This is a genomic window from Sphingomonas sp. P2_B6 (genome assembly GCF_056404755.1).
The window spans coordinates 77,975-98,519 of the sequence record NZ_JBFUDK010000003.1 but is presented as its reverse complement, the minus strand read 5'-3'; the positions used below and the strand labels follow the sequence as shown (position 1 = coordinate 98,519).

The following is a 20,545-nucleotide window of genomic DNA, read 5'->3' as shown; positions in this document are numbered from 1 at the left end:
GAAATGACGATGAACACGACGACCGCACAGCCACTCCTGCTTCCCGCCGACTGGCGCGATTTCCTCGCGCTCACGAAGCCGCGGGTGATGACGCTCGTCGTCTTCACTGGCCTGTGCGGGATGCTGGCGGCGCCGGTCGGGATCGATCCGGTGCTCGGGTTCACCGCGATCCTGTGCATCGCGCTCGGCGCGGGTGCGGCGGGCGCGCTCAATCAATGGTATGAGGCCGATATCGACGCGGTGATGAAGCGCACCGCCAGGCGGCCGCTTCCCGCCGGCCGCATGGACCGGCAATCGGCGCTGCATTTCGGCGTAGGGCTGGCGGCCTTCTCGGTGATCCTGATGGGGCTGGCGGTGAACCTGATCGCCGCCGCGATCCTGACCGTATCGATCCTGTTCTACGTCCTGGTCTATACCGTCTGGCTGAAGCGCCGGACGCCGCAGAATATCGTCATCGGCGGTGCCGCGGGCGCCTTTCCGCCGCTGATCGGTTGGGCCGCCGCGACCGGTGACGTCGCGACCCTGCCGGTGCTGCTGTTCACCCTCGTCTTCCTCTGGACCCCGCCGCATTTCTGGGCGCTCGCGCTGTTCATGAAGTCCGATTACGCCGCTGCGGGCGTGCCGATGATGCCCGTCGTGGCGGGCGAGCGCACCACCCGGCTGCAGATCGGGCTCTACACCATCCCGATGGCGGCGGTGGCGATCGCGCCCTGGGCGCTCGGCCTGACCGGGGCGATCTATGGCGGCGTCGCCGTCGTGACCACCCTGGTCTTCGCCGCGCTGGCGCTGCAGGTCAGCCTGCGCACCACCGGCACGGGCGATGCGATGAAGCCGGAAAAGCGGCTGTTCGCCTGGTCGATCCTCTATCTTTTCATTCTTTTCGGCGCGCTGGTCGTCGACAGATGGGTCGGCTGATGCAGAATGACGACGATCAGATCCGCGCCCGCCAGCGTTCGCGCGCGGTCGTCATGGCCCTGTTGCTCGGCGCCTTCGTCATCCTGGTGTTCGCCATCAGCATCGTGAAGATCAAGGCGGGGGTCGCGCATTGACCCGTACGCTGCGCACCGCGATCCTCGCCGGCATCGGCGTCTGCTGCATGACCGGGCTCGGCTATGCCAGCGTGCCGCTGTACCGCATGTTCTGCGAGGCGACCGGGCTCAACGGCACCACGCAGCGCGGGCTGGTCGCGCCGGGCGCGGTCGGCGACGCGCAGGTGCGCATCGATTTCGACACGAACGTGTCGCCCAAGCTGCCCTGGACGTTCAAGCCCGAAGTGCCGTCGGAGACGATCGCCATCGGCGCGCGCGACATGGCGTTCTTCACCGCGACCAACAGGAGCGACAAGCCCGTCACCGGCACCGCGACGTTCAACGTCACGCCGGCCCAGGCAGGCAAATATTTCACCAAGATCCAGTGCTTCTGCTTCACCCAGCAGACGCTGAAGCCGGGTGAGACCGCGCGCATGCCGGTCATCTTCTTCGTCGACCCGAAGATCCTCGCCGATCCGGACGCGGCCGACGTGAAGAATATCACCCTCAGCTACACTTTTTACCCTGTGGATTCCGCGAAAGCCGCAAGCTAGAGCGTTGTCGACAGCCTAATAACGGGGACCGAAGAATGGCCGGCGCCAAGAACCACGACTACCATATCCTGCCACCCGATATCTGGCCGTTCGTCGGCGCCTTCTCGGCGCTCACCATGGCGATCGGCGGCATCATGTGGATGCACTCCGCGGCCGTGTTCGGCATCGGCGGCGGTGTCGTCTTCTTCATCGGCGTCGCGGCGGTGCTGCTCACCATGTTCTCCTGGTGGGGCAATGTGATCAAGGAAGCGCATGCCGGCGATCATACGCCGGTGGTGCAGCTCCACCTGCGCTACGGCATGATCCTGTTCATCGCCTCGGAAGTGATGTTCTTCGTCGGCTGGTTCTGGGCGTTCTTCGATTTCTCGCTGTTCCCCGCACCGGTGCAGCTCGCCGACGGCACCGTCAGCCTGATCGCCGATGCCGCGCGCGGCACCTGGCCGCCCAAGGGCCTCGAGGTGATCGACGCCTTCAAGTTCCCGCTGCTCAACACCATCATCCTGCTCACCTCGGGCACGACGGTCACCTGGGCGCACCACGCGCTGATCCACAATCAGCGTGGCGGCGAAAAGACCGGCCTGTGGGGCCTGCTCGGCGTGGGCAACCGCGACGGCGTGCTCAAGGGCCTGTGGCTGACCATCGTGCTCGGCCTGCTCTTCTCGTCGATCCAGGCCTATGAATATGCCGAGGCGCCCTTCCCCTTCCAGGGGATCAACTATGGCGCGTCCTTCTTCATGGCGACCGGCTTTCACGGCTTCCATGTCATCATCGGCACGATCTTCCTGATCGTCTGCCTGATTCGCGCCTATAAGGGCGACTTCACCCCGCGCCAGCATTTCGGCTTCGAAGCCGCCGCCTGGTACTGGCATTTCGTCGACGTGGTGTGGCTGTTCCTGTTCGTCTCGATCTATGTCTGGGGCGGCTGGGGCGCACCGGTCCACGGCGGCTAAGGCCGGCGTGACGTCGCGCTGGCATCTTGCCCAGGTCAATATCGGCCGGCTCGTCGCGCCGGCCGATGACCCTCAGGTCGCCGGCTTCTTCGAGCAACTGGACCGGATCAACGCGCTGGCCGAGGCGAGCGCGGGATTCGTCTGGCGGCTGAAGGGCGAGGGCAACAGCGCCACCGATCTTCAGCCGACCCCCGATCCCAGGCTGATCGTCAACATGTCGGTCTGGGCGGATGCCGAATCGCTGTTCGACTATGTCTATCGCAGCGCCCACACGCCGGTGATGGCGCAGCGCAGGGCCTGGTTCGACCGGTTCGACGGGGCCTATCAGGCGCTGTGGTGGATTCCCGCGGGCTCGACCCCCACCGTCGACGAAGCCTTCGCCCGGCTCTGGCTGCTCGACCGCTTCGGCCCGAGCGAGCGGGCCTTTACCTTCAAGCTGCGCCATCCCGCGCCCGATGCGCCGGGCATGCCCGTCGACATGCGGCCCGATCCATGGTGCATCGGTCACGCCTGAGCCTGTCTCCTCGCCGCGCCCCGCGCCCGCTGATGTGGCGATCAAGGGCCTGTGTCCCCAGTGCGGCAGCCGGACCTTGTTTGCCGGCATGACGAAATTCGCGGATCGCTGCACCGTTTGCGGACTCGATTTCACCCGGTTCAATGTCGGCGATGGGCCGGCCGCCTTCCTCACCCTGATCGTTGGCGGGCTGCTCGTCGGCGTGGCGGTGACCCTGCAGCTGACGGTCGAGCCGCCGCTCTGGCTGCTGGCGCTGATCCTCATCCCGCTGGCGGCGGTCGCCGTGACGGGATCGCTGCGTATCGCCAAGGGCGCGCTGCTCGCCTTCGAATATCGCAACTCGGCGCACGAAGGCCGGATCTCCGACTCGTGAAGCCGCGCTTCCCCATCGTCGCGACCATCCTGGTCGGCCTCGCCATCGCGGCGATGATCGCGCTTGGCGTGTGGCAGCTTGAGCGTAAGGGGCAGAAGGAAGCGCTGCTCGTGCGCCTTGCCGCCAATCGCGCGCTGCCGCCGATCGCCTTTCCGCGTATTCCGGTCGACGATACCCTGCTGTTCCGCCGCGCCAGCGCCTTCTGCCTCCAGGCGGTCAGCTTCAAGGTCGAGGGCGGGCGCAACGCCGCGGGCCGGACCGGCTGGCGCCAGATCGCCCAGTGCCGCACCGGCGCCGAAGGCCCCGGCCTCACCGTGCTGATGGGCGTGGCCAAGGCACCCGACGCCAAGCCGGCCTGGGGCGGCGGCGAAGTGACCGGCTATATCAGCCATGCCCCCGATCACCGGCCGATGATCGCCACCTGGTTCTCGCGCCAGCCCAAGACCCTGATGCTCGTCGCCGACCCGCCGGTGGCCGGGCTTGACGCCAATCCGCAGCCCGATCTTGCCTCGGTCCCCAACAACCATCTCGCTTATGCGGTGCAATGGTTCCTGTTCGCGCTCGTTGCCGGAGTGATCTATACGATAGCGCTGCGTCGCCACCTGAAAGCTTGACGCGCTTGTGACTTTGCCGCGCCGCGGTTAGGCGCAACGGCCATGCGCTATATCAGCACCCGTGGGGCGGCACCCGTCCTGGACTTCGAACAGGTCACGCTCGCCGGCCTTGCCAGCGATGGCGGCCTTTACGTGCCCGAGACCTGGCCGAGCCTGACCGCCGACGAGATCGCCGGTCTGCGCGGCCTGTCCTATGTCGACACCGCCGTCGCGGTGATGGCACCCTTTGTCGAGGGCACGCTTTCCCGCGAGGAACTGCGTGATCTGTGCGCTCAGGCCTATGGCCGGTTCTCGCACAACGCCGTCACGCCGCTCGTCCAGCTCGACCACCGGCACTGGCTGCTCGAGCTGTTTCATGGCCCGACCCTCGCCTTCAAGGATGTCGCGCTGCAGCTGCTCGGCCTGTTGTTCGAGCGGTTCCTGGCTGGCTCCGACAAGCATGTCACGATCGTCGGCGCGACCTCGGGCGATACCGGCTCGGCCGCGATCGACGCGCTGGCCGGTCGCACCGGCGTCGACGTGTTCATGCTTCACCCGAACGGCCGGGTGTCGGACGTGCAGCGCCGCCAGATGACCACGGTGCTCGCGCCCAATATCCACAATATCGCGATCGACGGCAGCTTCGACGACGCCCAGGCGCTGGTGAAGGCGATGTTCAACGATCCCGGCTTTTCCGGGAAATTCCAGCTTTCGGCGGTCAATTCGATCAACTGGGCCCGGCTGATGGCGCAGGTGGTCTATTATTTCTACGCCGCCGTCCGCCTCGGCGCGCCCGACCGTCCCGTCGCCTTCTCAATCCCGACCGGCAATTTCGGCGACGTCTTCGCCGGCTATGTCGCGGCGAGGATGGGCCTGCCGGTGGCGAAGCTGGTCGTCGCGACCAACGTCAACGACATCCTCCACCGCGCGCTCGCGCACGGCGATTATTCGCAAGGCACGGTGGTGCCGACGCCCAGCCCGTCGATGGACATCCAGGTCTCGAGCAATTTCGAACGGCTGTTGTTCGATCTCGGCGGCCGCGACGGCAACGCGACTCGCGAACAGATGCGCGGTTTCGAGGCAAGCAAGGCGATGCGCCTGACCAACGCCCAGCGCGAAGGCGCCGCCGGCCTGTTCGTCAGCGACCGCATCGATCTCGACGACATGGCGCTGGCGATGCGCTGGGCCTGTGACGGCTCCGGCCAGGTGATCGATCCGCACACCGCGATCGGCCTCGCCGCCGCGCGCCGCGCCGATCTTGCCGCCGACATACCGGTGGTCACCCTGGCGACCGCGCATCCGGCGAAATTCCGCGAACCGGTCGAGCGCGCGACTGGCGTGCGCCCGTCGCTCCCGGCCCGGATCGGCGACCTGTTCGACCGGCAGGAGCGCTATGCGACCTTGCCCGGCACGTTCGAGGCGGTCACCGGCTATATCGCCGAACGGGCGGTGGCGAAGGCGTGATGATGTTCTCCCCGTTCGTTTCGAGCGAAGTCGAGAAACAGGTACCAGGCGCAGGTTTCTCGACTTCGGCCCGAAGGGCCGAAGCCTGTCCTGAGCGCCTGCCTACGCGGGCAGTCGAAGGGCTCGAAACGAACGGAGAAGGGGTGTGAACCTCGTAACACTCATCGGCGAGCCCTGGGCTGACTATGGGCTGATCGACTCCGGCCATGGCCGCAAGCTCGAACGCTATGGCCGCTTCCGGTTCATCCGCCCCGAGGGCCAGGCGCTCTGGGCTCCGGCGCGCGACGACTGGCGCGCCCAGGCGGAGTTCGTGCCCGGATCGGACGAGGAAGGCGGCGGCCGCTGGGAATTCGCCGAACCGGTCCCCCGCGATGGCTGGCCGCTCAAATGGGATCAGGTCAGCTTCCAGGCGCAGACCACGCCGTTCCGCCATCTCGGCTTCTTCCCGGACATGGCGCCGGTATGGAGCTGGATGCGCGAGCAGGTCGCCGGGATGGAAGCGCCCGAATGCCTCAACCTGTTCGGCTATACCGGCGTCGGTACGCTCGCCATGGCCGCCAAGGGCGCGAAGATGGTCCATGTCGACGCCTCGAAGAAATCGGTCGAGGCGGCCCGCGCCAATGCGGTGCTCTCCGGCATGGCCGACAAGCCGATCCGCTGGATGACCGACGACGCGACCAAGTTCGTCGCCCGCGAAGTCCGTCGCGGCCGGCGCTATGACGGCATCCTGCTCGATCCCCCCAAATTCGGCCGCGGGCCGGAGGGCGAAGTGTGGAAGCTGGAGGAAGGCCTGCCCGGCCTGATCGCCGATTGCCGCAAGCTCCTCGACGGCGAATCGCGCTTCCTGTTCCTTACCGTCTATGCGGTGCGCATGTCGGCGCTGGCGATCGGCGAGCTGCTCAATCAGGCGCTGGGCGATCTCGGCGGCAGGGTGGAAGCCGGAGAACTGGCGGTACGCGAAGAAGCGCGCGGGCTGCTGCTACCAACGGCGATCTGGGCGCGGTGGTCGCGATAAATTCCTCGGGACGATCCCAACTTCCCGTTCGTTTMGAGCGAAGTCGAGAAACAGGCACCAAGAGCAGGTTTCTCGACTTCGCTCGAAACGAACGGGGGAAAGACGCTTCCTGCCCGAAGTAATCTCACTCCATCCCCGCCCGCATTGCTGCCCCCGCCACGAACGGCGCCCCGGCCACCAGCATCAGACTCACCGCCGCCAGCAGCTTCACCGCCCCTATCCCGCCATCGATCGATCCGGCCCCGAAGATCAGCAGCGGCACCGCCAGCGGCAGCATCACCAGCCCGGCCACCGCTCCGGCCCCTCTTAATCCCGACACCAAAGCCGATGTCGCGACCGCCAACGCCGCCAGCCCCGGCGTCCCGATCAGCAACCCCAGTTCCACCCGCAACACGGTCTCGCCCGACAGGTCCAGCAGCCCCGCCGCGATCACCGCCGCCAGCATCAATGGCGGCCCGAAGGCGAGCCAATGCCCCAGGATCTTCGCCGCCGCGACGCTCGCCATGCTCAGCCCGCGCACCGCGAACTGATCGAGCACGCCGCTTTCCGCATCGGGCCCGATCAGCCGTTCGACCGGCATCAGCGCCGCCAGCAATGCGGCGGCCCAGATCACTCCGCCGCCGACCCGCGCCAGCAACGCCGCATCGGGCCCGATCGCAAAGGGAAACAGGATCGCGACGAGCAGGAAGAAAGCGAGCGTGTAGGTCACGCTCCCCCCGGCCCAGGCCCGGGCGAGGTCGCGCGCGACCAGGGTCAGGAAGGGTCTCATGCAGCCCCCAGCACGATCGGCATCGCGCCCGGCACCTCGATCGGCAGATGCGTCGCGACCAGCGCGGTCCCGCCGCGCGCACGATGCGCGGCGATCAAAGTCTCCAGTACCCGCACGCTCGCATCATCCAGCCCATTGGCCGGCTCGTCGAGCAGCCAGAGCGCAGCGCCGCTCGCCACCACCCGCGCCAGCGCGGCACGGCGTCGCTGCCCGGTCGAGAGCAGCCGCACCGGCACCTCGGCGAGCGCGCTCAGCCGGGTCGCCTCCAGCGCAGCCCCGACGCGCGCGCCCGGATCGCCGTCATCGTCGTCCAGCGCCGCCCAGAAGCGCAGCGCGCTGCCCAGTCGCCGCTCCCCGTCGAGCGCGGCAGCCTCGGCCATCAATGCCCGCGCGGGCGGTCCCTCGACCGCACCCGTCGCCGGCTTGAGCAACCCCGCCGCGATCCGGATCAGGCTCGATTTGCCGACCCCGTTCGGCCCGGTCACCAATGCCGCGCCGCCCGCCGGAATCGCGAAGGACAGGTTCTCGAACAGCACCCGCCCACCACGCGCGCAGGTCACCTCGCGGAACGCCAGCGTCACGCGTCCCCCACCATATCCTCCAGCGCATGCATGTCGTCGTCGGACAGGCCGAAATGATGCCCCACTTCATGGATCATCACATGCGCGACCAGCTCGTCCAGTCCGACGCCGGTCTCGATCCATTCCTCCAGGATCGCGCGGCGATAGAGATGGATGCGGTCGGGCAGCGACCCCGATTCCATCGAGGATTTCTCACCCACCGGCCGGCCGTGATACAGCCCGGTCAGGTCGAGCGGATGCTCGATGCCCAGCGCGTCGAGCGTTTCCTCGTCGGCAAATTCCTCGACGATCAGCACGACATCGCCCAGATGCGCGCGGAATTCGGCGGGCAGGGCGTTGAGCGCCTTCAGCGCGATCGCGCGGATCGCATCGGCATCGGGCGCGCTGCGCGGTTGAACGGATGCTGCCATGGGCTATGCCTTAAGGCCAAGGCGCGGGGTGCGCCAGCAGGAGGAAATGGTGCCAATCGAGCAACTGACCGAGGAAGAACGCACGGACGCGCTGGACGAGCTCGACGAATGGGATTTCGACGAAGCCCGCGACGCGATCACCCGCACCTTCACCTTCGCCGATTTCAGCGAGGCCTTCGCCTTCATGACCCGCGTCGCGCTGCTCGCGGAAAAGGCGGACCATCATCCCGAATGGTCGAACATATGGAACCGGGTCGAGATCCTGCTGACCACCCACGACGCAGGCGGCCTCTCCCAGCGCGATGTCGACATGGCCGAGGCGATCGATTTGCTGATGGGCTGAGACCCGTCCCCTTCGAGCAGGCCAAGCACCGATAGTGCGGCGCACCGGATGACAAGGTCGAAGAAGGAATGCGCGCGGAGGCGCATCCGTGATAGCGCTGCCTTAGGGGAGGGGCTCGCCTTCAGGCGTTTTTCCCCGAAACCCCCCGCCGCATCATCTTGCGCAGCGCGCCGGGTGCCCAGCGGGCCGCGAACGCCATGCGCCGCGCGGTCTTGCCCACATAGCTATGCAGCCGGTCGCCATGCACGGCGTCCCACGCCGCCTGGGCGACCGCGCTCACCGGCGTCAGCTCGAGCCCAGCCGCGGTCACCGTTTCGCGGATCGACCGGTTCGATCCCCCCGCGGGCGAATTGAGCAGCGGTGTCTCGATGAAGCTCGGCACCAGGTCGCGCACCTTGATGCCGGCGCCATGCCATTCGCCGTCCAGCGCTTCGGTCATCGCGCGCACGCCGAACTTGGTCATCGAATAGGGCACCAGCCCGGACGAGCCGTAGATCGCCGAGGCGGAGGCGGTGTTGAGCAGGCACGATCCCGGTGTCCGCGCGAGATAGGCATAGCCGATCCGCGCCCCGTTGAGCACGCCGGTCAGGTTGATCGCGACGGTCCGGTCGATATCCTCGAAGCTCATCTCGGCGAGCGGTCCGCCCGTCCCGATCCCGGCATTGTTGAACAAGACGTCGAGCGTGCCGCCGGCGGGCGCGGTGAAGGCGTCGAGACTCGCTACCCAGGCATCGCGGTCGCGCACGTCCATCTGATAGGTCTCGGCCATGCCGGCGGGCAGCATCGCCGCGGTCTCGGCAAGGCCCTTCGCATTGACATCGGCCAGCCCGACGCGCCAGCCCTGCGCCGCGAACAGCTTCGCCGTCGCCTGGCCGATGCCCGATCCGCCGCCCGTGATGAAGATCGATTTCTGCGCCGCGTCCGCCATGCTGCCCCTCCCGTCGCCGTTTGACGTTCGCGGCATCCTCCCGCACAAACTGCGCCGATGCCAGAACAATCGCCCGGTCCCTCGGTCGCCTTTGACGGCGTCACCAAATCCTATGGCGACACGGTCGCGCTCGCCGGCGTCTCGCTGGAGATCGCGGGCGGCAGCTTCGTCGCGCTGGTCGGCGCGTCGGGCTCGGGCAAGTCGACCCTGCTCAAGATGGTCAACCGCCTGATCGAGCCCAGCACCGGCCGGATCGCGATCGCCGGCGAGGAGGTGACCAACGCCGAGCCGTACGCGCTGCGCCGCCGGATCGGTTATGTCTTCCAGAATATCGGCCTGTTCCCGCATATGAATGTCGCCGAGAACATCGGTATCGGCCTGCGCCTCGCGGGCGAGAAGGATCGCGCCGGCCGCATCGCCGATCTGCTCGATCTGGTCGATCTGCCGCGCGATTTCGGCACGCGCATGCCCGACGCGCTGTCGGGCGGGCAGCGCCAGCGCGTCGGCGTCGCCCGCGCGCTCGCCACCGCGCCGGGCCTGATGCTGATGGACGAACCGTTCGGCGCGCTCGATCCGGTCACCCGCGACCAGCTCGGCGCCGCGATCCGCGCGCTGCACGACCGGCTCGGCCTCACCACCATCATGGTCACGCACGACATGGCCGAGGCGCTGCTGCTCGCTGACCGCGTGCTGGTGATGGCCGCCGGAAGAATCGTCGCCGACGCCACGCCCAGGGCGTTGCTCGCGGGCGAGGGCGGGGCGGAGGCCGATGCCCTGGTTGCCGTCCCGCGCGAACAGGCCCGTCGCCTTCACGCACTGGAGGGCGGCGCATGAGCCCTTTTCTCGAAGCGCTCTCCCGCGTGCCCGATCTGCTCGCGGCGCATCTGCTGCTCGCTGCTTCGGCGTTGGCGCTCGGCCTGGTCATCAGCCTGCCGCTCGCCATCTGGTCCGCCCGTCACCCCACCGTCGCGCGCGTCGCGCTCGGCTTCGCCAGCCTAGTCCAGACCATTCCGTCGCTGGCGCTGCTCGCGCTCTTCTATCCGCTGCTGCTGTCGCTCTCGACTCTGGTCGGCGGCGGCATTCCCGCGCTCGGCTTCCTGCCCTCATTGCTCGCGCTGACGCTCTACGCGCTGCTCCCGATCCTGCGGAACGGCGTCACCGGCCTCAACGGCATCGACCCGGCGGTGATCGAGGCGGCGGACGGCGTCGGCATGACGGCCTGGCAGAAACTCCGCCTGGTCGAGGCACCCTTGGTCGCGCCGATACTGATGGCCGGCATCCGCACCGCCGCGGTCTGGACGATCGGCGCCGCGACGCTTTCCACCACCGTCGGCCAGCCGAGCCTCGGCGACATGATTTTCGCCGGCCTCCAGACGCAGAACTGGGCGCTGGTGCTTGCCGGCTGCCTCACCGCGGCGGCGCTGGCGCTGGCGGTCGACGCCTTGCTCGGCGTGATCGAACACGGCATCGCCGCGCGCCGCCCGCTACGGGTATGGATCGCCACGGCCATCCTCGCGGTCGGCGTGCTCGCGGCGCTTGCGCCGCTCTGGCCGAAGGGCGGGCAGACTGTCGTGGTCGGGGCCAAGGGTTTCTCCGAGCAATATATCCTCGCCCGCGTCATCGGCCATCGGCTGGAGAAAGCGGGCTACCGGGTCGAGTATCGCGAAGGGCTCGGTTCAGTCGTCGCCTTCTCGGCGGTCGCGGGCGGCGATATCGACATCTATGTCGATTATTCCGGCACGATCTGGACCAACGGCATGAAACGCACCGACGTGCCGCCGCGCGCCGCGATCGTGAAGGGCGTGGCAGACTGGGCGCGAACGAATCACGGCGTGCCTCTGCTCGGCACGCTCGGTTTCGAGAACAGCTATGCCTTCGCCATGCGCGGCGACGATGCGGCGCGGCGCGGCATCCACAGCATCACCGATCTGGCCCCGCTCGCGCCGCAACTGCGCCTCGCCACCGATATCGAGTTCCTCGAACGCCCCGAATGGGCCGCGGTGAAACGCGCCTATGGCCTGCGCTTCAGGGAGGCGCATCCCTATCAGCCGACCTTCATGTTCCGTGCGCTGACCAGCGGCACGGCGGACGTGATTCCTGCCTTTTCCTCGGACGGCCGCATCGCGGCGGACAAGCTCGCCGTGCTGACCGATCCGAAGGGGGCGATCCCGGGCTATGACGCGATCCTGCTGGTCTCGCCGAAGCGCGCAAGGGACCGCGCCTTTGTCGATGCCGTGACGCCGCTGATCGGGCACGTGCCCGTAGAGGCGATGCGTGAGGCGAATTACATGGTCGACCGCGACGACGATAAGGCCTCGCCCGAAGAAGCGGCGCGCTGGCTGGAGAAGAAGCTGGGCCTCTAATTTTTTCTTCCCCGGCGGAGGCCGGGGCCCAGTTGAGAAAGCTTTAATGGTCGATCGAGAGGTTCGCCCAACTGGACCCCGGCCTCCGCCGGGGAGGGGCAAGGTTCGAACAGCTCAGCCCCGAACCGCCGTCACGAAATAATCCAGCTTCATATCGTCCGACACGACGAACCCCTTCGCCACCGAAAAACTCAGCCCGCGCGTCTCGACCAGCTTCAGCCCCGCCGCTTCGACCAGCGCCACCAGTTCGTCAGGCGTCAGGAACTTCCCCCAGTCATGCGTGCCCCTGGGAATCTGCCCCGTGCCCTCGCCGATCGTGATCAACGCCAGCCGTGACAATGCCGTGCGGTTGGGTGTCGACAGCACCATCAGTCCCTCGTCCGCCAGCGCCCCCGCCAGCCCGGCGATGAACGCGCCCGGGTCGGTGACATGCTCGATCACTTCCATGCTCGTCACCAGGTCGAAGCGCGCGGCGCCCAGCCCTTCGATCCCGCCGGTGCGGTAATCGATCGTCAGCCCGGACAGCTGCGCATGGGCATGGGCAGCCGCGATATTCTCCGCCGCCGCGTCGATCCCGGTCACCGCCGCGCCCAGCCGTGCCAGCGGCTCGCACAACAGCCCGGCGCCGCACCCGACATCCAGCGCGGTCTTGCCGGCCAGCGGGGTGAAGCTCGTCTCGTCCAGCCCCCAATGCTGGTCGATCCGCTCGCGCAAATAGCCCAGCCGCACCGGGTTCAGCCGGTGGAGCATCGCCGACGATCCCTTCGGGTTCCACCACTCCGCCGCCATCGCGCCGAAATGCGCGGCTTCGTCGGGATCGATCGTCGTTACGGGGTCGCTTGCCATCACCATGCGGCCTTCCTATCAGGGCGCCCCGCTCACCCCAAGGAATTCTGCACCTCCATGGCCCGTATCGTGATGAAGTTCGGCGGCACCTCCATGGCCGGGATCGAGCGGATCCGGAGCGTCGCCGCGCGCGTCAAACGCGAGGTGGAGGCAGGCAACCAAGTCGCGGTGGTGGTGTCGGCCATGGCCGGCGAGACCGATCGGCTGGTCAATTTCTGCCGCGAGGCCTCGTCGCTCTACGATCCGCACGAATATGACGTGGTCGTCTCGGCCGGCGAGCAGATCACCAGCGGGCTGCTGGCGGTCGCATTGCAGGCGATCGGCGTGCCCGCGCGCAGCTGGCTCGGCTGGCAGCTCCCGATCCGCACCTCGGACGGCCATGGCTCGGCGCGCATTGCCGATATCGACACCACCGCGCTCAACGTCTCGCTGGCCAAGGGCGAGGTCGCGGTGATCCCCGGCTTCCAGGGCGTCGCCTCGGGCGAGCGCGTGACCACGCTCGGCCGCGGCGGCTCGGATACCTCGGCGGTCGCGATGGCGGCGGCGATGAAGGCCGATCGCTGCGACATCTATACCGACGTCGACGGCGTCTACACGACCGACCCCCGCATCGTGCCGCGCGCGCGCAAACTGAAGCGGGTCACCTATGAGGAAATGCTCGAGCTTGCCAGCGTCGGGGCCAAGGTGCTCCAGACACGCTCGGTGGGTCTTGCGATGAAGGAACAGGTCCGCGTCCAGGTGCTCTCGTCCTTCACGGGCGAGGACGCACCGATGGCGGACACATTGCCCGGTACGATGATCGTGGGCGAAGAGGAGATCGACGATATGGAACGCCAGCTCATCACGGGCATCGCACACGACAAGAACGAAGCGAAGATCACCCTTACGGCGGTGCCGGACCGTCCCGGCGCGGTCGCCTCGATCTTCACGCCGCTCGCCGACGCCAACATCAATGTCGACATGATCGTGCAGAACGTCGCGCATTCGACCGGCTCGACCGACGTGACCTTCACCGTGCCCGGCGCCGATCTCCCGCGCAGCCTCGAAGTGCTCGGCAATGCCCAGGGCGATATCGGCTATGCCACCCTCGTCCACGACACCCGCGTCGCCAAGATATCGGTGGTCGGCGTCGGCATGCGCAGCCATGCCGGCGTCGCTGCGACGATGTTCAAGACGCTGGGCGAGCGCGGCATCAACATCCAGGCGATCACCACCTCCGAGATCAAGGTCTCGGTGCTGATCGAAGAGGATTATACCGAGCTGGCGGTGCGTGTGCTGCACACGGCTTACGGGCTGGATGCCGAGGACGCGGCCTGACTAAATCCCCCTCCCGCTTGCGGGAGGGGCTAGGGGAGGGCATGTGCGCCACATGACCGATACCATCGCACATGCTGACACGCCCTCCCCCAACCCCTCCCACTCCGTGGGAGGGGAGAGATTGACTCGCCGCATGGCGCGTGGCGCCGCCTTCCTCGGCTCCGAAACCGCCATCCTGTGCGGCGCCATGTCCTGGGTGTCGGAGCGCAACCTCGTCTCCGCCATCTCCAACGCCGGCGGTTTCGGCCTGATCGCCTGCGGCGCGATGACGCCCGAGCTGCTCGACGCGGAGATCGCCGGCACCAAGGCACTCACCGACAAGCCGTTCGGCGTGAACCTCATCACCATGCACCCGATGCTGTTCGACCTGATCGAGGTCTGCAACAAGCACGATGTCGGCCATGTCGTGCTCGCGGGCGGCCTGCCGCCGACCGGCTCGATCGATGCGATCAAGGCGAATGGCGCCAAGCTGATCTGCTTCGCCCCCGCGCTCTCGCTCGCCAAGAAGTTGATCCGCTCGGGCGTCGACGCGCTCGTCGTCGAGGGCATGGAGGCCGGCGGCCATATCGGCCCGGTGTCGACCAGCGTGCTCGCGCAGGAAATCCTGCCCGAAGTGTCCGAGCAGGTGCCGGTGTTCGTCGCCGGCGGTATCGGCCGGGGCGAGGCGATCGCGGGCTATCTCGACATGGGCGCGGCGGGCGTCCAGCTCGGCACGCGCTTCGTCTGCGCGACCGAATCGATCGCGCACCCCAATTTCAAAAAGGCGTTCCTGCGCGCGTCGGCCCGCGATGCGGTGGCGAGCGTACAGATCGATCCGCGCCTGCCGGTCATCCCGGTGCGCGCGCTGAAGAATGCCGGGGGCGAGCTGTTCACCGCCAAGCAGCGCGAAGTTGCGCAGCTGCTCGACGAGGGCAAGGTCGAGATGGCCGAGGCCCAGCTCCAGATCGAGCATTATTGGGCCGGCGCACTGCGCCGCGCGGTGATCGACGGCGATGTCGAGCATGGCAGCCTGATGGCCGGCCAGTCGGTCGGCATGGTGACGAAGGAAGAGCCGGTCGCCGAGATCATCGCGTCGCTGATGGCCGAGGCAGCACATGCGCTGGAGAAGCGCGCGGCCTGATGGTGCGCGGGCGCATCGATTCAACACTGCTGCGATAGAGTGCAGCTTGGGGCGGCCGGCACGACATGCGTGTGCCGTGCCGCTCTTTCTTATTGTTGGACTGAATTGGGGTGGCGTTTAGCGCCCGGAACAGCGGAAAATACTGTCGTTTTCCGCTGTTCCGGCGACGATTTACCGCTGTTATGCATAACAGCGGTAAATCGCCACAAACCATTGATCGAAAGGGAGAATTCTTCCCGGAAAATCCAACATAACAGCGGAAAGAAAAAACGGGACCGCAATAACAGCGGAAAACCCGAGTCGCTGTTGGAAGATTTCTATTCCTTGATCGGCGATCCGATCGACCAGAGATGGCCGAACGGATCGGTCAGCTGGCCGTAACGGTCGCCCCAGAACTGGTTGTCGACTGGCATGGTGACGGTGGCGCCGGCGGCGACCGCGCGCTCGGCCCAGGCATCGGCATCGTCGACCTGCAGATGAAGCCCCACACCCTTGGGCTCGGGCTCGTCATAGCCGCGCCATTCGGGGAATTCGTCGGACAGCATGATCCAGCCGCCATTGATCTTCAATCCGGCCTGGAGCAGCCGCTCGCCGTCCTCGGCCAGGTTCTTCTCGGTCACTTCGGCGCCGAACGCGCGGGTGTAGAAATCCAGCGCTTCCTGCCCGCGCTTGCCGCGGATCGTCAGGAACGGGGTGACGCCATTGGTGGGCCGGTCGACCATCTTCTCTCTCCTGGGGTGATTCGGATGCCCGAGGCTACCCCGGCGAGATGCCTGCCGTCAGCCGAGAAAATAGACCGAAACCGCCGCGATCCCGCCGACGATCATTGCGACGATGATCGAGAGAATACCGCCAACGACGGAGCCGGAGCGGCGGCGGGCAAAGGCGCTGCGCTGTCCCGGCTTGCCCAGCTTCAGCTCGATGAAACCGGCCGCGCCGCCGCCGATCACGGTGCAGACCAGGGTCACCAGCGCGCCGAGCGGGGTCTGGAGCGCGATCGCGACTGGCAGGATTATCCCCATCGGCGCCGCCATGGCGAAGGCGGCCATCAGCTTGACCCGGTCAATCGCTGCCTTGGTCACCGGCGCGACCGCGATCAGGTCGGGCGCGTCCTCGGCCGAGACGGTCAGCCAGGCGAAGCTGCCGACCAGCTGGCCGGCAAGCAGCACGCTGGCAAAGGCCAGGCCCGGCGCCATCGGCACATGATTGCCCCTTCCGAACGCGATGAACACGATCGGCGCCAGATAGATCAGCCGCAGCAGGATCTGGAAGGCGAGCGCGGGGTCGCGGGCGAGCAGCCGCCACTCCTTGGCGAAGACCGACCGGAACAGGCTGGCATGGAACAGCCGGCCGGTCGCGCGTCCGGTCGGCTTCGCCCGCGAGAGGCGCGTGGCGCCGTCCTGATAGCCGCTCAGGAACATCCGCTGGAGCGTCACCCCGGCCAGCGCGAACAGCAGCACGCCGATACCGAGCAGCACGAGGATCGCGACCGGATCGCCGAATGCGGCATGGCCGGGCAGGCCGGACAAGCCGCTATTGCCCACCCCGTCCTCGGTGAAGCGATCGAACAGGATCGACACGCTCGACTGGCGCTTGTCGCCATGGCTGGCGAGCTGGGAGATGATGAAGAAGGCGCCGCCGAGCAGCGCCGCGGCGATCTGGCCGACGGTGCGCGCCGCGCGCGGCCCCGCCAGCTTCGCCAGGCCGAGCGTGATGCCCAGCCCGATCGCCGCCGCCGCCAGCGCCAGCGCGACGAGCAGGGCAACGAACCCGAACAAGGGGGGATGCCCGAGCACCGCGATCGGCACCACCAGCGTCAGTAACAGCACCGCATAGGTCAGCGCGATGGTGCCGGTGATGCCGAGCAGCTTGGCGAGCAGCACCGTCCGCCCCTCGATCGGGGCGGAGAAGAGCAGGTCGAGATCGCCATTCTCATAGAGGGTGCGCTGGCTGCCGATGATCGCCTGAGTCGTCATGAAGGTGAAGGCGATGATGCTGCCGGCCAGCACGCCGGTCATGATTTCGGGCAGCGGCGGGATCGGCTGGTCACGCAGCACCCAGCCGAGGAAACAGCCGAACGCCAGCCACGCCAGCATCAGTACATAGCCGATCCAGCGCGTCGCGCCCTTCTTCGGCCGCATCCGCCAGCCCAGCCGAATCTCGTGCAGCGCAAGCCAGGCGAAGCTGCCCGGCGCCGGGCGCAATCCGGGCATCAGGTGCCGCTCGTCAGGCGAATGAACGTATCCTCCAGCGTCTGGCCCTCGGTACCGGCACTGGTGCGCAACTCCTCCAGCGTCCCCTCGGCGAGCAGCCTGCCGCCGGCGATGATGCCGATCCGGTCGGCCATGCGCTCGGCCACCTCCAGGATATGCGTGGTGACGATCACCGTCTTGCCCGCATCGACCTGCGCGCGCAGCGCATCCTTCACCGCGCGTGCCATGGCGGCGTCGAGCCCGGTCAGCGGCTCGTCGAGGATCAGCAGCTTGGGGTTGTGGATCAGCGCGCCGGCCAGCGCGACCTTCTGCTTCATGCCGCGCGAAAAGCCCTCGCACCGCGTGTCCCGCTCATCCCACAGGTCGAGCCAGTGGAGCAGCCGCTCGGCTTCCTCCGCCGCGACGTGCGGGTCCATCCGCCACAGCCCGGCGACAAAGGCGAGATATTCGCTCGGCGTCAGCTTGTCGTACAGCATCGGCTCGTCGGGCAGCCAGGCCGTGATCGCCTTGGCCTCGTTCGGATGCTGCCGCGCGCTGATGCCATAGATATGGATGGTGCCGGCATCGGGCCGGGTCAGGCCGGTCACCATGCGCAAGGTGGTGGTCTTGCCGGCCCCGTTCGGGCCGAGCAGGGCGTAAAGCTGGCCCGCGCCGATCTCCAGGTCGAGACCGGTGATCACCGGCTTGTCGAAACTCTTGGAAAGGCCGCGAATCCTGAGGGCGGGTTCGGTCATGCGCGGCAGCGTATAATAAAGTACGACTTCGTCCAGATGGCGCCGATCAATCTTCCGGGCCGAGCCGAAAGATATCCTCGACCGCCCTGCCCAGCGCGCGCGCGAGCTTCAGCGCCAGCGTGGTGGAGGGGATGAACACGCCGTTCTCGACCGTGTTGATCGTCTTGCGGCTGACCCCGACCCGGTCGGCCAGCTCGGCCTGGGTGAGGCTGAGCCGGGCGCGTTCGTCCTTCAGGCTGTTGAGCAGCCGCTCAGCCATCCTTCAGGGCCCGGCGCTCGAGCGTGCCGAAGCGCAGCAGGGCAAGTGCGATCGAGAGGGTGATGATCAGCCGGGCGCCYTCGCGCGCCGAGATCGGTTCGTAGAAGCTGATGGCATAGACCAGGGCGGCGGTGCCGATCGCCCCCCAGAAGCCGAGCGCCATCGCCCGTTTGCGGTGGTCGAGCGTCGTCTCGTCGTTCAGCAGCGCGCGCATCCGCGGGCCACGCAACAGGCCGCCGGCAAAGGCAAGGAAAAACAGCAGCGCCGCGGCCCAGACGATCCAGGCGGTGAGATGGATGGTCTGCGGGCGGTTGAGCGGTGCGTCCGGAAAGCTGCCGGCCTGCGCCGCGACGAAGACGACCGCCATCACGGTCGCGGCGCGGGCGCGACCCCAGGCGATGCGGTCGGCAAGATTGGTCTGATTGGTCATGTCGAATCCCCGTTTGTAACTCTGAGGTTACATGTAACCCATGGGTTACTTCTTTGTCAAGCGGTGGCATATGCGCGGCGAACGGGGTTCCTTCCGGTGAATCGCTCGGTTAGGACGATGGGACATGGTGGCGCCGCAACAGGATCAACCGGTCGAAGGCCGCTTCGACGGGATCGAGCATCGATTCCCGGTCCGCGTCTATTTCGAGGACACCGATCTGTCGGGCGTGGTCTATCACGCCAATTATCTGCGCTACATGGAACGCGCCCGGTCGGACATGCTCCGGCTTGCCGGGATCGACCAGCGCGCGACGCAGGAAGCGGGCGAGGGCGCCTATGCCGTCAGCAGCCTCGCGATCCGCTATCGCCGTCCCGCGAAGCTCGATGATGCGCTGATCGTGGTGACCAGCGTGATTCAGGTGCGCGCCGCATCGGTCGATATTCATCAGAGAGTCATGAACGGTGCTGAGATACTGGCTGAAGCGGACGTGACCGCGGCGCTGGTCGCGCCATCGGGCAAGCCGAAACGGCAACCAAAGACATGGGTCGAGGCTTTTCGGCGCCTCGTTGACCAAGGGGACCAGCAAGCGTGAGCACTTTGTTCTTCAATACCGACGCGACGACCATGTCGCCGATCGCGCTCTTCCTCCAGGCCGATCTGGTGGTGAAGGTCGTGATGCTGGGCCTGTTGCTCGCCAGCATCTGGACCTGGGCGATCATCCTCACCTTCTGGCGCCGGATCGGGAGCACGCGCCGCAAGATCGACAAGTTCGAGCGCGATTTCTGGAAGGCCGAGGATATCGATGCCTTTCACCGCATCCAGGGCGACAGCGACCTGCCGATCGCCCGGGTCTTCGCGGCCGGCGTCAAGGAATGGCGCCGCTCCACCGCGAGCGGCACAATCGATCGCGAGGGCACGCGCGACCGGCTCGCCACCGCGATGGGATCGATGGTCGCGAGCGAGATCGACACGCTGTCGGACCGGCTGAACATCCTCGCCACGGTGGGTGCGGTCGCGCCGTTCGTCGGGCTGTTCGGCACCGTCTGGGGCATCATGCGCAGCTTCACCGGCATCGCCTCGGCGCAGAATACCTCGCTCGCGGTGGTCGCGCCGGGCATCGCGGAGGCCCTGTTCGCCACCGCGATCGGCCTGTTCGCCGCCATCCCGGCGGTGATCGCCTACAACCGCTTCAGCCACGGCATCAACCGGGTCGAGGCGCGGCTCAACCGTTTCGCCGACGGGTTCCACGCGACGCTCAGCCGCCAGCTCGAGACGGACGGGCGGGGGGCCTAGATGTCGATGCAGCTCCCCTCCCAGCGCGGGCGCGGCCGGCGGGCGCCGATGGCGGAGATCAACGTCACGCCGCTCGTCGACGTGATGCTGGTGCTGCTGATCATCTTCATGGTCACGGCGCCGCTGCTCACCGCGGGCGTGCCGGTGAACCTGCCCGACAGCCGCGCCAAGCCGCTCGACCAGGATCAGAAGCCCGTGCAGATCTCGATGGAGGCCGATGGCAAGATCCATGTCGATCAGGACGAGGTCAGCCAAGACCAGCTGCCCGATAGATTGCAGCAGCTCGCGTCGAAGGCGGAGGGCGGCAAACCACCGCAGATCTTCCTGCGCGCCGACAAGAGCCTCGATTATGGCCGCGTGATGCGCGTGATGGGCGAACTCAACCGCGCGGGCCTCAACCGCGTAGCGCTGGTGACGATTGGCGACGACGGCAACTGATCTCCGCCCG

At 67.3% G+C, this 20,545-nt stretch carries 27 protein-coding genes; 17 read left to right on the top strand and 10 right to left on the bottom strand.

What is annotated here, in order from left to right; genetic code table 11:
* Window positions 1-9: 9 nt before the first annotated feature.
* From AC1DX5_RS05005 to AC1DX5_RS04965, 9 genes are all read left to right on the top strand, one after another.
* On the top strand, window positions 10-915 hold the full coding sequence (locus tag AC1DX5_RS05005; RefSeq protein ID WP_465170871.1) for a heme o synthase: 906 nt from the start codon (window positions 10-12) through the stop codon (window positions 913-915).
* Window positions 915-1,049 carry a hypothetical protein gene (locus AC1DX5_RS05000; RefSeq protein WP_465170870.1) on the top strand — a complete coding sequence of 45 codons (135 nt, stop codon included), beginning with the start codon at window positions 915-917 and terminating at the stop codon, window positions 1,047-1,049. Before AC1DX5_RS05005 ends, AC1DX5_RS05000 begins: the two co-directional genes overlap by 1 nt.
* Window positions 1,046-1,582: a cytochrome c oxidase assembly protein gene (locus tag AC1DX5_RS04995; RefSeq protein WP_478014415.1), complete on the top strand. Its 537-nt coding sequence runs from the start codon at window positions 1,046-1,048 to the stop codon at window positions 1,580-1,582. The genes AC1DX5_RS05000 and AC1DX5_RS04995 overlap by 4 nt, the downstream gene beginning before the upstream one ends.
* Before the next feature lie 35 nt (window positions 1,583-1,617).
* Complete coding sequence (locus AC1DX5_RS04990) at window positions 1,618-2,532, top strand: cytochrome c oxidase subunit 3 (RefSeq protein ID WP_465174994.1); 915 nt, start codon at window positions 1,618-1,620, stop codon at window positions 2,530-2,532.
* Window positions 2,533-2,539: 7 nt separating this feature from the next.
* Complete coding sequence (locus AC1DX5_RS04985; RefSeq protein WP_478014414.1) at window positions 2,540-3,046, top strand: DUF3291 domain-containing protein; 507 nt, start codon at window positions 2,540-2,542, stop codon at window positions 3,044-3,046.
* Window positions 2,988-3,419, top strand: coding sequence for a DUF983 domain-containing protein (locus AC1DX5_RS04980; RefSeq protein ID WP_478014413.1), 432 nt, complete (start codon window positions 2,988-2,990; stop codon window positions 3,417-3,419). Before AC1DX5_RS04985 ends, AC1DX5_RS04980 begins: the two co-directional genes overlap by 59 nt.
* Window positions 3,420-3,472: 53 nt before the next feature.
* The gene (locus AC1DX5_RS04975) at window positions 3,473-4,033 is read left to right on the top strand and encodes an SURF1 family protein (RefSeq protein WP_478014616.1); all 561 of its coding nucleotides are present in this window, start codon (window positions 3,473-3,475) and stop codon (window positions 4,031-4,033) included.
* Between the two features lie 42 nt (window positions 4,034-4,075).
* Entirely contained in the window at window positions 4,076-5,476 is a 1,401-nt protein-coding gene (thrC, locus tag AC1DX5_RS04970) for a threonine synthase (protein ID WP_478014412.1), read from the top strand.
* Between the two features lie 145 nt (window positions 5,477-5,621).
* Window positions 5,622-6,491 carry a class I SAM-dependent methyltransferase gene (locus tag AC1DX5_RS04965; RefSeq protein ID WP_465170864.1) on the top strand — a complete coding sequence of 290 codons (870 nt, stop codon included), beginning with the start codon at window positions 5,622-5,624 and terminating at the stop codon, window positions 6,489-6,491.
* A gap of 124 nt (window positions 6,492-6,615) precedes the next feature.
* On the opposite strand, the gene AC1DX5_RS04960 is transcribed toward AC1DX5_RS04965, so the two are convergent.
* Genes AC1DX5_RS04960 through AC1DX5_RS04950 form a run of 3 tightly spaced genes read right to left on the bottom strand, consistent with a single transcriptional unit; the run spans window position 6,616 to window position 8,251 of the window.
* Entirely contained in the window at window positions 6,616-7,260 is a 645-nt protein-coding gene (locus AC1DX5_RS04960) for a heme exporter protein CcmB (protein ID WP_478014411.1), read from the bottom strand.
* Entirely contained in the window at window positions 7,257-7,841 is a 585-nt protein-coding gene (gene ccmA / locus AC1DX5_RS04955; protein ID WP_478014410.1) for a heme ABC exporter ATP-binding protein CcmA, read from the bottom strand. The genes AC1DX5_RS04960 and ccmA overlap by 4 nt, the downstream gene beginning before the upstream one ends.
* Window positions 7,838-8,251, bottom strand: coding sequence for a metallopeptidase family protein (locus AC1DX5_RS04950; RefSeq protein ID WP_478014409.1), 414 nt, complete (start codon window positions 8,249-8,251; stop codon window positions 7,838-7,840). Before AC1DX5_RS04950 ends, ccmA begins: the two co-directional genes overlap by 4 nt.
* 49 nt (window positions 8,252-8,300) lie before the next feature.
* Between AC1DX5_RS04950 and AC1DX5_RS04945 the strand changes: the two genes are divergently transcribed.
* Window positions 8,301-8,594, top strand: a complete 294-nt coding sequence (locus tag AC1DX5_RS04945; RefSeq protein ID WP_465170860.1) for a 4a-hydroxytetrahydrobiopterin dehydratase — start codon at window positions 8,301-8,303, stop codon at window positions 8,592-8,594.
* Between the two features lie 121 nt (window positions 8,595-8,715).
* Here the strand turns inward: AC1DX5_RS04945 and AC1DX5_RS04940 are convergent, their stop codons facing one another.
* On the bottom strand, window positions 8,716-9,522 hold the full coding sequence (locus tag AC1DX5_RS04940) for an SDR family oxidoreductase (protein ID WP_478014408.1): 807 nt from the start codon (window positions 9,520-9,522) through the stop codon (window positions 8,716-8,718).
* Window positions 9,523-9,579: 57 nt separating this feature from the next.
* On the opposite strand from AC1DX5_RS04940, the gene AC1DX5_RS04935 reads away from it, so the two are divergent.
* Window positions 9,580-10,356, top strand: coding sequence for an ATP-binding cassette domain-containing protein (locus AC1DX5_RS04935; protein WP_478014407.1), 777 nt, complete (start codon window positions 9,580-9,582; stop codon window positions 10,354-10,356).
* Window positions 10,353-11,885: an ABC transporter permease/substrate-binding protein gene (locus tag AC1DX5_RS04930; RefSeq protein ID WP_478014406.1), complete on the top strand. Its 1,533-nt coding sequence runs from the start codon at window positions 10,353-10,355 to the stop codon at window positions 11,883-11,885. Before AC1DX5_RS04935 ends, AC1DX5_RS04930 begins: the two co-directional genes overlap by 4 nt.
* A gap of 114 nt (window positions 11,886-11,999) precedes the next feature.
* On the opposite strand, the gene ubiG is transcribed toward AC1DX5_RS04930, so the two are convergent.
* Window positions 12,000-12,731, bottom strand: a complete 732-nt coding sequence (gene ubiG, locus AC1DX5_RS04925) for a bifunctional 2-polyprenyl-6-hydroxyphenol methylase/3-demethylubiquinol 3-O-methyltransferase UbiG (protein ID WP_478014615.1) — start codon at window positions 12,729-12,731, stop codon at window positions 12,000-12,002.
* 57 nt (window positions 12,732-12,788) lie between these two features.
* Here ubiG and AC1DX5_RS04920 point away from each other — a divergent pair, with 57 nt between their 5' ends.
* Both AC1DX5_RS04920 and AC1DX5_RS04915 read left to right on the top strand, forming a co-directional pair.
* Window positions 12,789-14,048 (top strand): aspartate kinase, encoded by a 1,260-nt coding sequence (locus AC1DX5_RS04920; protein WP_465170856.1) that lies wholly within the window; start codon window positions 12,789-12,791, stop codon window positions 14,046-14,048.
* A gap of 133 nt (window positions 14,049-14,181) precedes the next feature.
* Window positions 14,182-15,168, top strand: a complete 987-nt coding sequence (locus tag AC1DX5_RS04915; RefSeq protein WP_478014614.1) for an NAD(P)H-dependent flavin oxidoreductase — start codon at window positions 14,182-14,184, stop codon at window positions 15,166-15,168.
* Window positions 15,169-15,485: 317 nt separating this feature from the next.
* On the opposite strand, the gene AC1DX5_RS04910 is transcribed toward AC1DX5_RS04915, so the two are convergent.
* The 5 genes from AC1DX5_RS04910 to AC1DX5_RS04890 are packed head-to-tail and all read right to left on the bottom strand — an operon-like array spanning window position 15,486 to window position 18,804.
* Window positions 15,486-15,890 carry a VOC family protein gene (locus AC1DX5_RS04910; RefSeq protein WP_478014405.1) on the bottom strand — a complete coding sequence of 135 codons (405 nt, stop codon included), beginning with the start codon at window positions 15,888-15,890 and terminating at the stop codon, window positions 15,486-15,488.
* A gap of 57 nt (window positions 15,891-15,947) precedes the next feature.
* Window positions 15,948-17,381: a hypothetical protein gene (locus AC1DX5_RS04905; protein WP_478014404.1), complete on the bottom strand. Its 1,434-nt coding sequence runs from the start codon at window positions 17,379-17,381 to the stop codon at window positions 15,948-15,950.
* Window positions 17,381-18,115 (bottom strand): ABC transporter ATP-binding protein, encoded by a 735-nt coding sequence (locus AC1DX5_RS04900; RefSeq protein WP_478014403.1) that lies wholly within the window; start codon window positions 18,113-18,115, stop codon window positions 17,381-17,383. The genes AC1DX5_RS04905 and AC1DX5_RS04900 overlap by 1 nt, the downstream gene beginning before the upstream one ends.
* A gap of 46 nt (window positions 18,116-18,161) precedes the next feature.
* Window positions 18,162-18,374 carry a helix-turn-helix transcriptional regulator gene (locus AC1DX5_RS04895; protein ID WP_478014402.1) on the bottom strand — a complete coding sequence of 71 codons (213 nt, stop codon included), beginning with the start codon at window positions 18,372-18,374 and terminating at the stop codon, window positions 18,162-18,164.
* Window positions 18,367-18,804: a hypothetical protein gene (locus AC1DX5_RS04890; RefSeq protein ID WP_478014401.1), complete on the bottom strand. Its 438-nt coding sequence runs from the start codon at window positions 18,802-18,804 to the stop codon at window positions 18,367-18,369. The genes AC1DX5_RS04895 and AC1DX5_RS04890 overlap by 8 nt, the downstream gene beginning before the upstream one ends.
* Before the next feature lie 124 nt (window positions 18,805-18,928).
* On the opposite strand from AC1DX5_RS04890, the gene ybgC reads away from it, so the two are divergent.
* From ybgC to tolR, 3 genes are read left to right on the top strand one after another with little or no spacing between them, the layout of a single operon-like run.
* Window positions 18,929-19,396 carry a tol-pal system-associated acyl-CoA thioesterase gene (gene ybgC / locus AC1DX5_RS04885; protein ID WP_465170851.1) on the top strand — a complete coding sequence of 156 codons (468 nt, stop codon included), beginning with the start codon at window positions 18,929-18,931 and terminating at the stop codon, window positions 19,394-19,396.
* A 32-nt stretch (window positions 19,397-19,428) separates the two neighbouring features.
* Window positions 19,429-20,097, top strand: a complete 669-nt coding sequence (gene tolQ, locus AC1DX5_RS04880; protein WP_465177184.1) for a protein TolQ — start codon at window positions 19,429-19,431, stop codon at window positions 20,095-20,097.
* Window positions 20,098-20,535, top strand: a complete 438-nt coding sequence (tolR, locus tag AC1DX5_RS04875) for a protein TolR (protein ID WP_478014400.1) — start codon at window positions 20,098-20,100, stop codon at window positions 20,533-20,535.
* Window positions 20,536-20,545 lie beyond the last annotated feature (10 nt).

Excerpts from the sequence above, each read along its gene's own strand:
- AC1DX5_RS05005 (WP_465170871.1), top strand. The coding sequence starts at position 10 with ATGAACACGACGACCGCACAGCCACTCCTGCTTCCCGCCGACTGGCGC.
- AC1DX5_RS05000 (WP_465170870.1), top strand. The coding sequence starts at position 915 with ATGCAGAATGACGACGATCAGATCCGCGCCCGCCAGCGTTCGCGCGCG.
- AC1DX5_RS04990 (WP_465174994.1), top strand. The coding sequence starts at position 1,618 with ATGGCCGGCGCCAAGAACCACGACTACCATATCCTGCCACCCGATATC.
- AC1DX5_RS04980 (WP_478014413.1), top strand. The coding sequence starts at position 2,988 with ATGCGCCGGGCATGCCCGTCGACATGCGGCCCGATCCATGGTGCATCG.
- AC1DX5_RS04975 (WP_478014616.1), top strand. The coding sequence starts at position 3,473 with ATGATCGCGCTTGGCGTGTGGCAGCTTGAGCGTAAGGGGCAGAAGGAA.
- thrC (WP_478014412.1), top strand. The coding sequence starts at position 4,076 with ATGCGCTATATCAGCACCCGTGGGGCGGCACCCGTCCTGGACTTCGAA.
- AC1DX5_RS04960 (WP_478014411.1), bottom strand. The coding sequence starts at position 7,260 with ATGAGACCCTTCCTGACCCTGGTCGCGCGCGACCTCGCCCGGGCCTGG.
- AC1DX5_RS04950 (WP_478014409.1), bottom strand. The coding sequence starts at position 8,251 with ATGGCAGCATCCGTTCAACCGCGCAGCGCGCCCGATGCCGATGCGATC.
- AC1DX5_RS04940 (WP_478014408.1), bottom strand. The coding sequence starts at position 9,522 with ATGGCGGACGCGGCGCAGAAATCGATCTTCATCACGGGCGGCGGATCG.
- AC1DX5_RS04935 (WP_478014407.1), top strand. The coding sequence starts at position 9,580 with ATGCCAGAACAATCGCCCGGTCCCTCGGTCGCCTTTGACGGCGTCACC.
- AC1DX5_RS04930 (WP_478014406.1), top strand. The coding sequence starts at position 10,353 with ATGAGCCCTTTTCTCGAAGCGCTCTCCCGCGTGCCCGATCTGCTCGCG.
- ubiG (WP_478014615.1), bottom strand. The coding sequence starts at position 12,731 with ATGGCAAGCGACCCCGTAACGACGATCGATCCCGACGAAGCCGCGCAT.
- AC1DX5_RS04920 (WP_465170856.1), top strand. The coding sequence starts at position 12,789 with ATGGCCCGTATCGTGATGAAGTTCGGCGGCACCTCCATGGCCGGGATC.
- AC1DX5_RS04915 (WP_478014614.1), top strand. The coding sequence starts at position 14,182 with ATGGCGCGTGGCGCCGCCTTCCTCGGCTCCGAAACCGCCATCCTGTGC.
- AC1DX5_RS04910 (WP_478014405.1), bottom strand. The coding sequence starts at position 15,890 with ATGGTCGACCGGCCCACCAATGGCGTCACCCCGTTCCTGACGATCCGC.
- AC1DX5_RS04905 (WP_478014404.1), bottom strand. The coding sequence starts at position 17,381 with ATGCCCGGATTGCGCCCGGCGCCGGGCAGCTTCGCCTGGCTTGCGCTG.
- AC1DX5_RS04900 (WP_478014403.1), bottom strand. The coding sequence starts at position 18,115 with ATGACCGAACCCGCCCTCAGGATTCGCGGCCTTTCCAAGAGTTTCGAC.
- AC1DX5_RS04895 (WP_478014402.1), bottom strand. The coding sequence starts at position 18,374 with ATGGCTGAGCGGCTGCTCAACAGCCTGAAGGACGAACGCGCCCGGCTC.
- ybgC (WP_465170851.1), top strand. The coding sequence starts at position 18,929 with ATGGTGGCGCCGCAACAGGATCAACCGGTCGAAGGCCGCTTCGACGGG.
- tolQ (WP_465177184.1), top strand. The coding sequence starts at position 19,429 with ATGTCGCCGATCGCGCTCTTCCTCCAGGCCGATCTGGTGGTGAAGGTC.
- tolR (WP_478014400.1), top strand. The coding sequence starts at position 20,098 with ATGTCGATGCAGCTCCCCTCCCAGCGCGGGCGCGGCCGGCGGGCGCCG.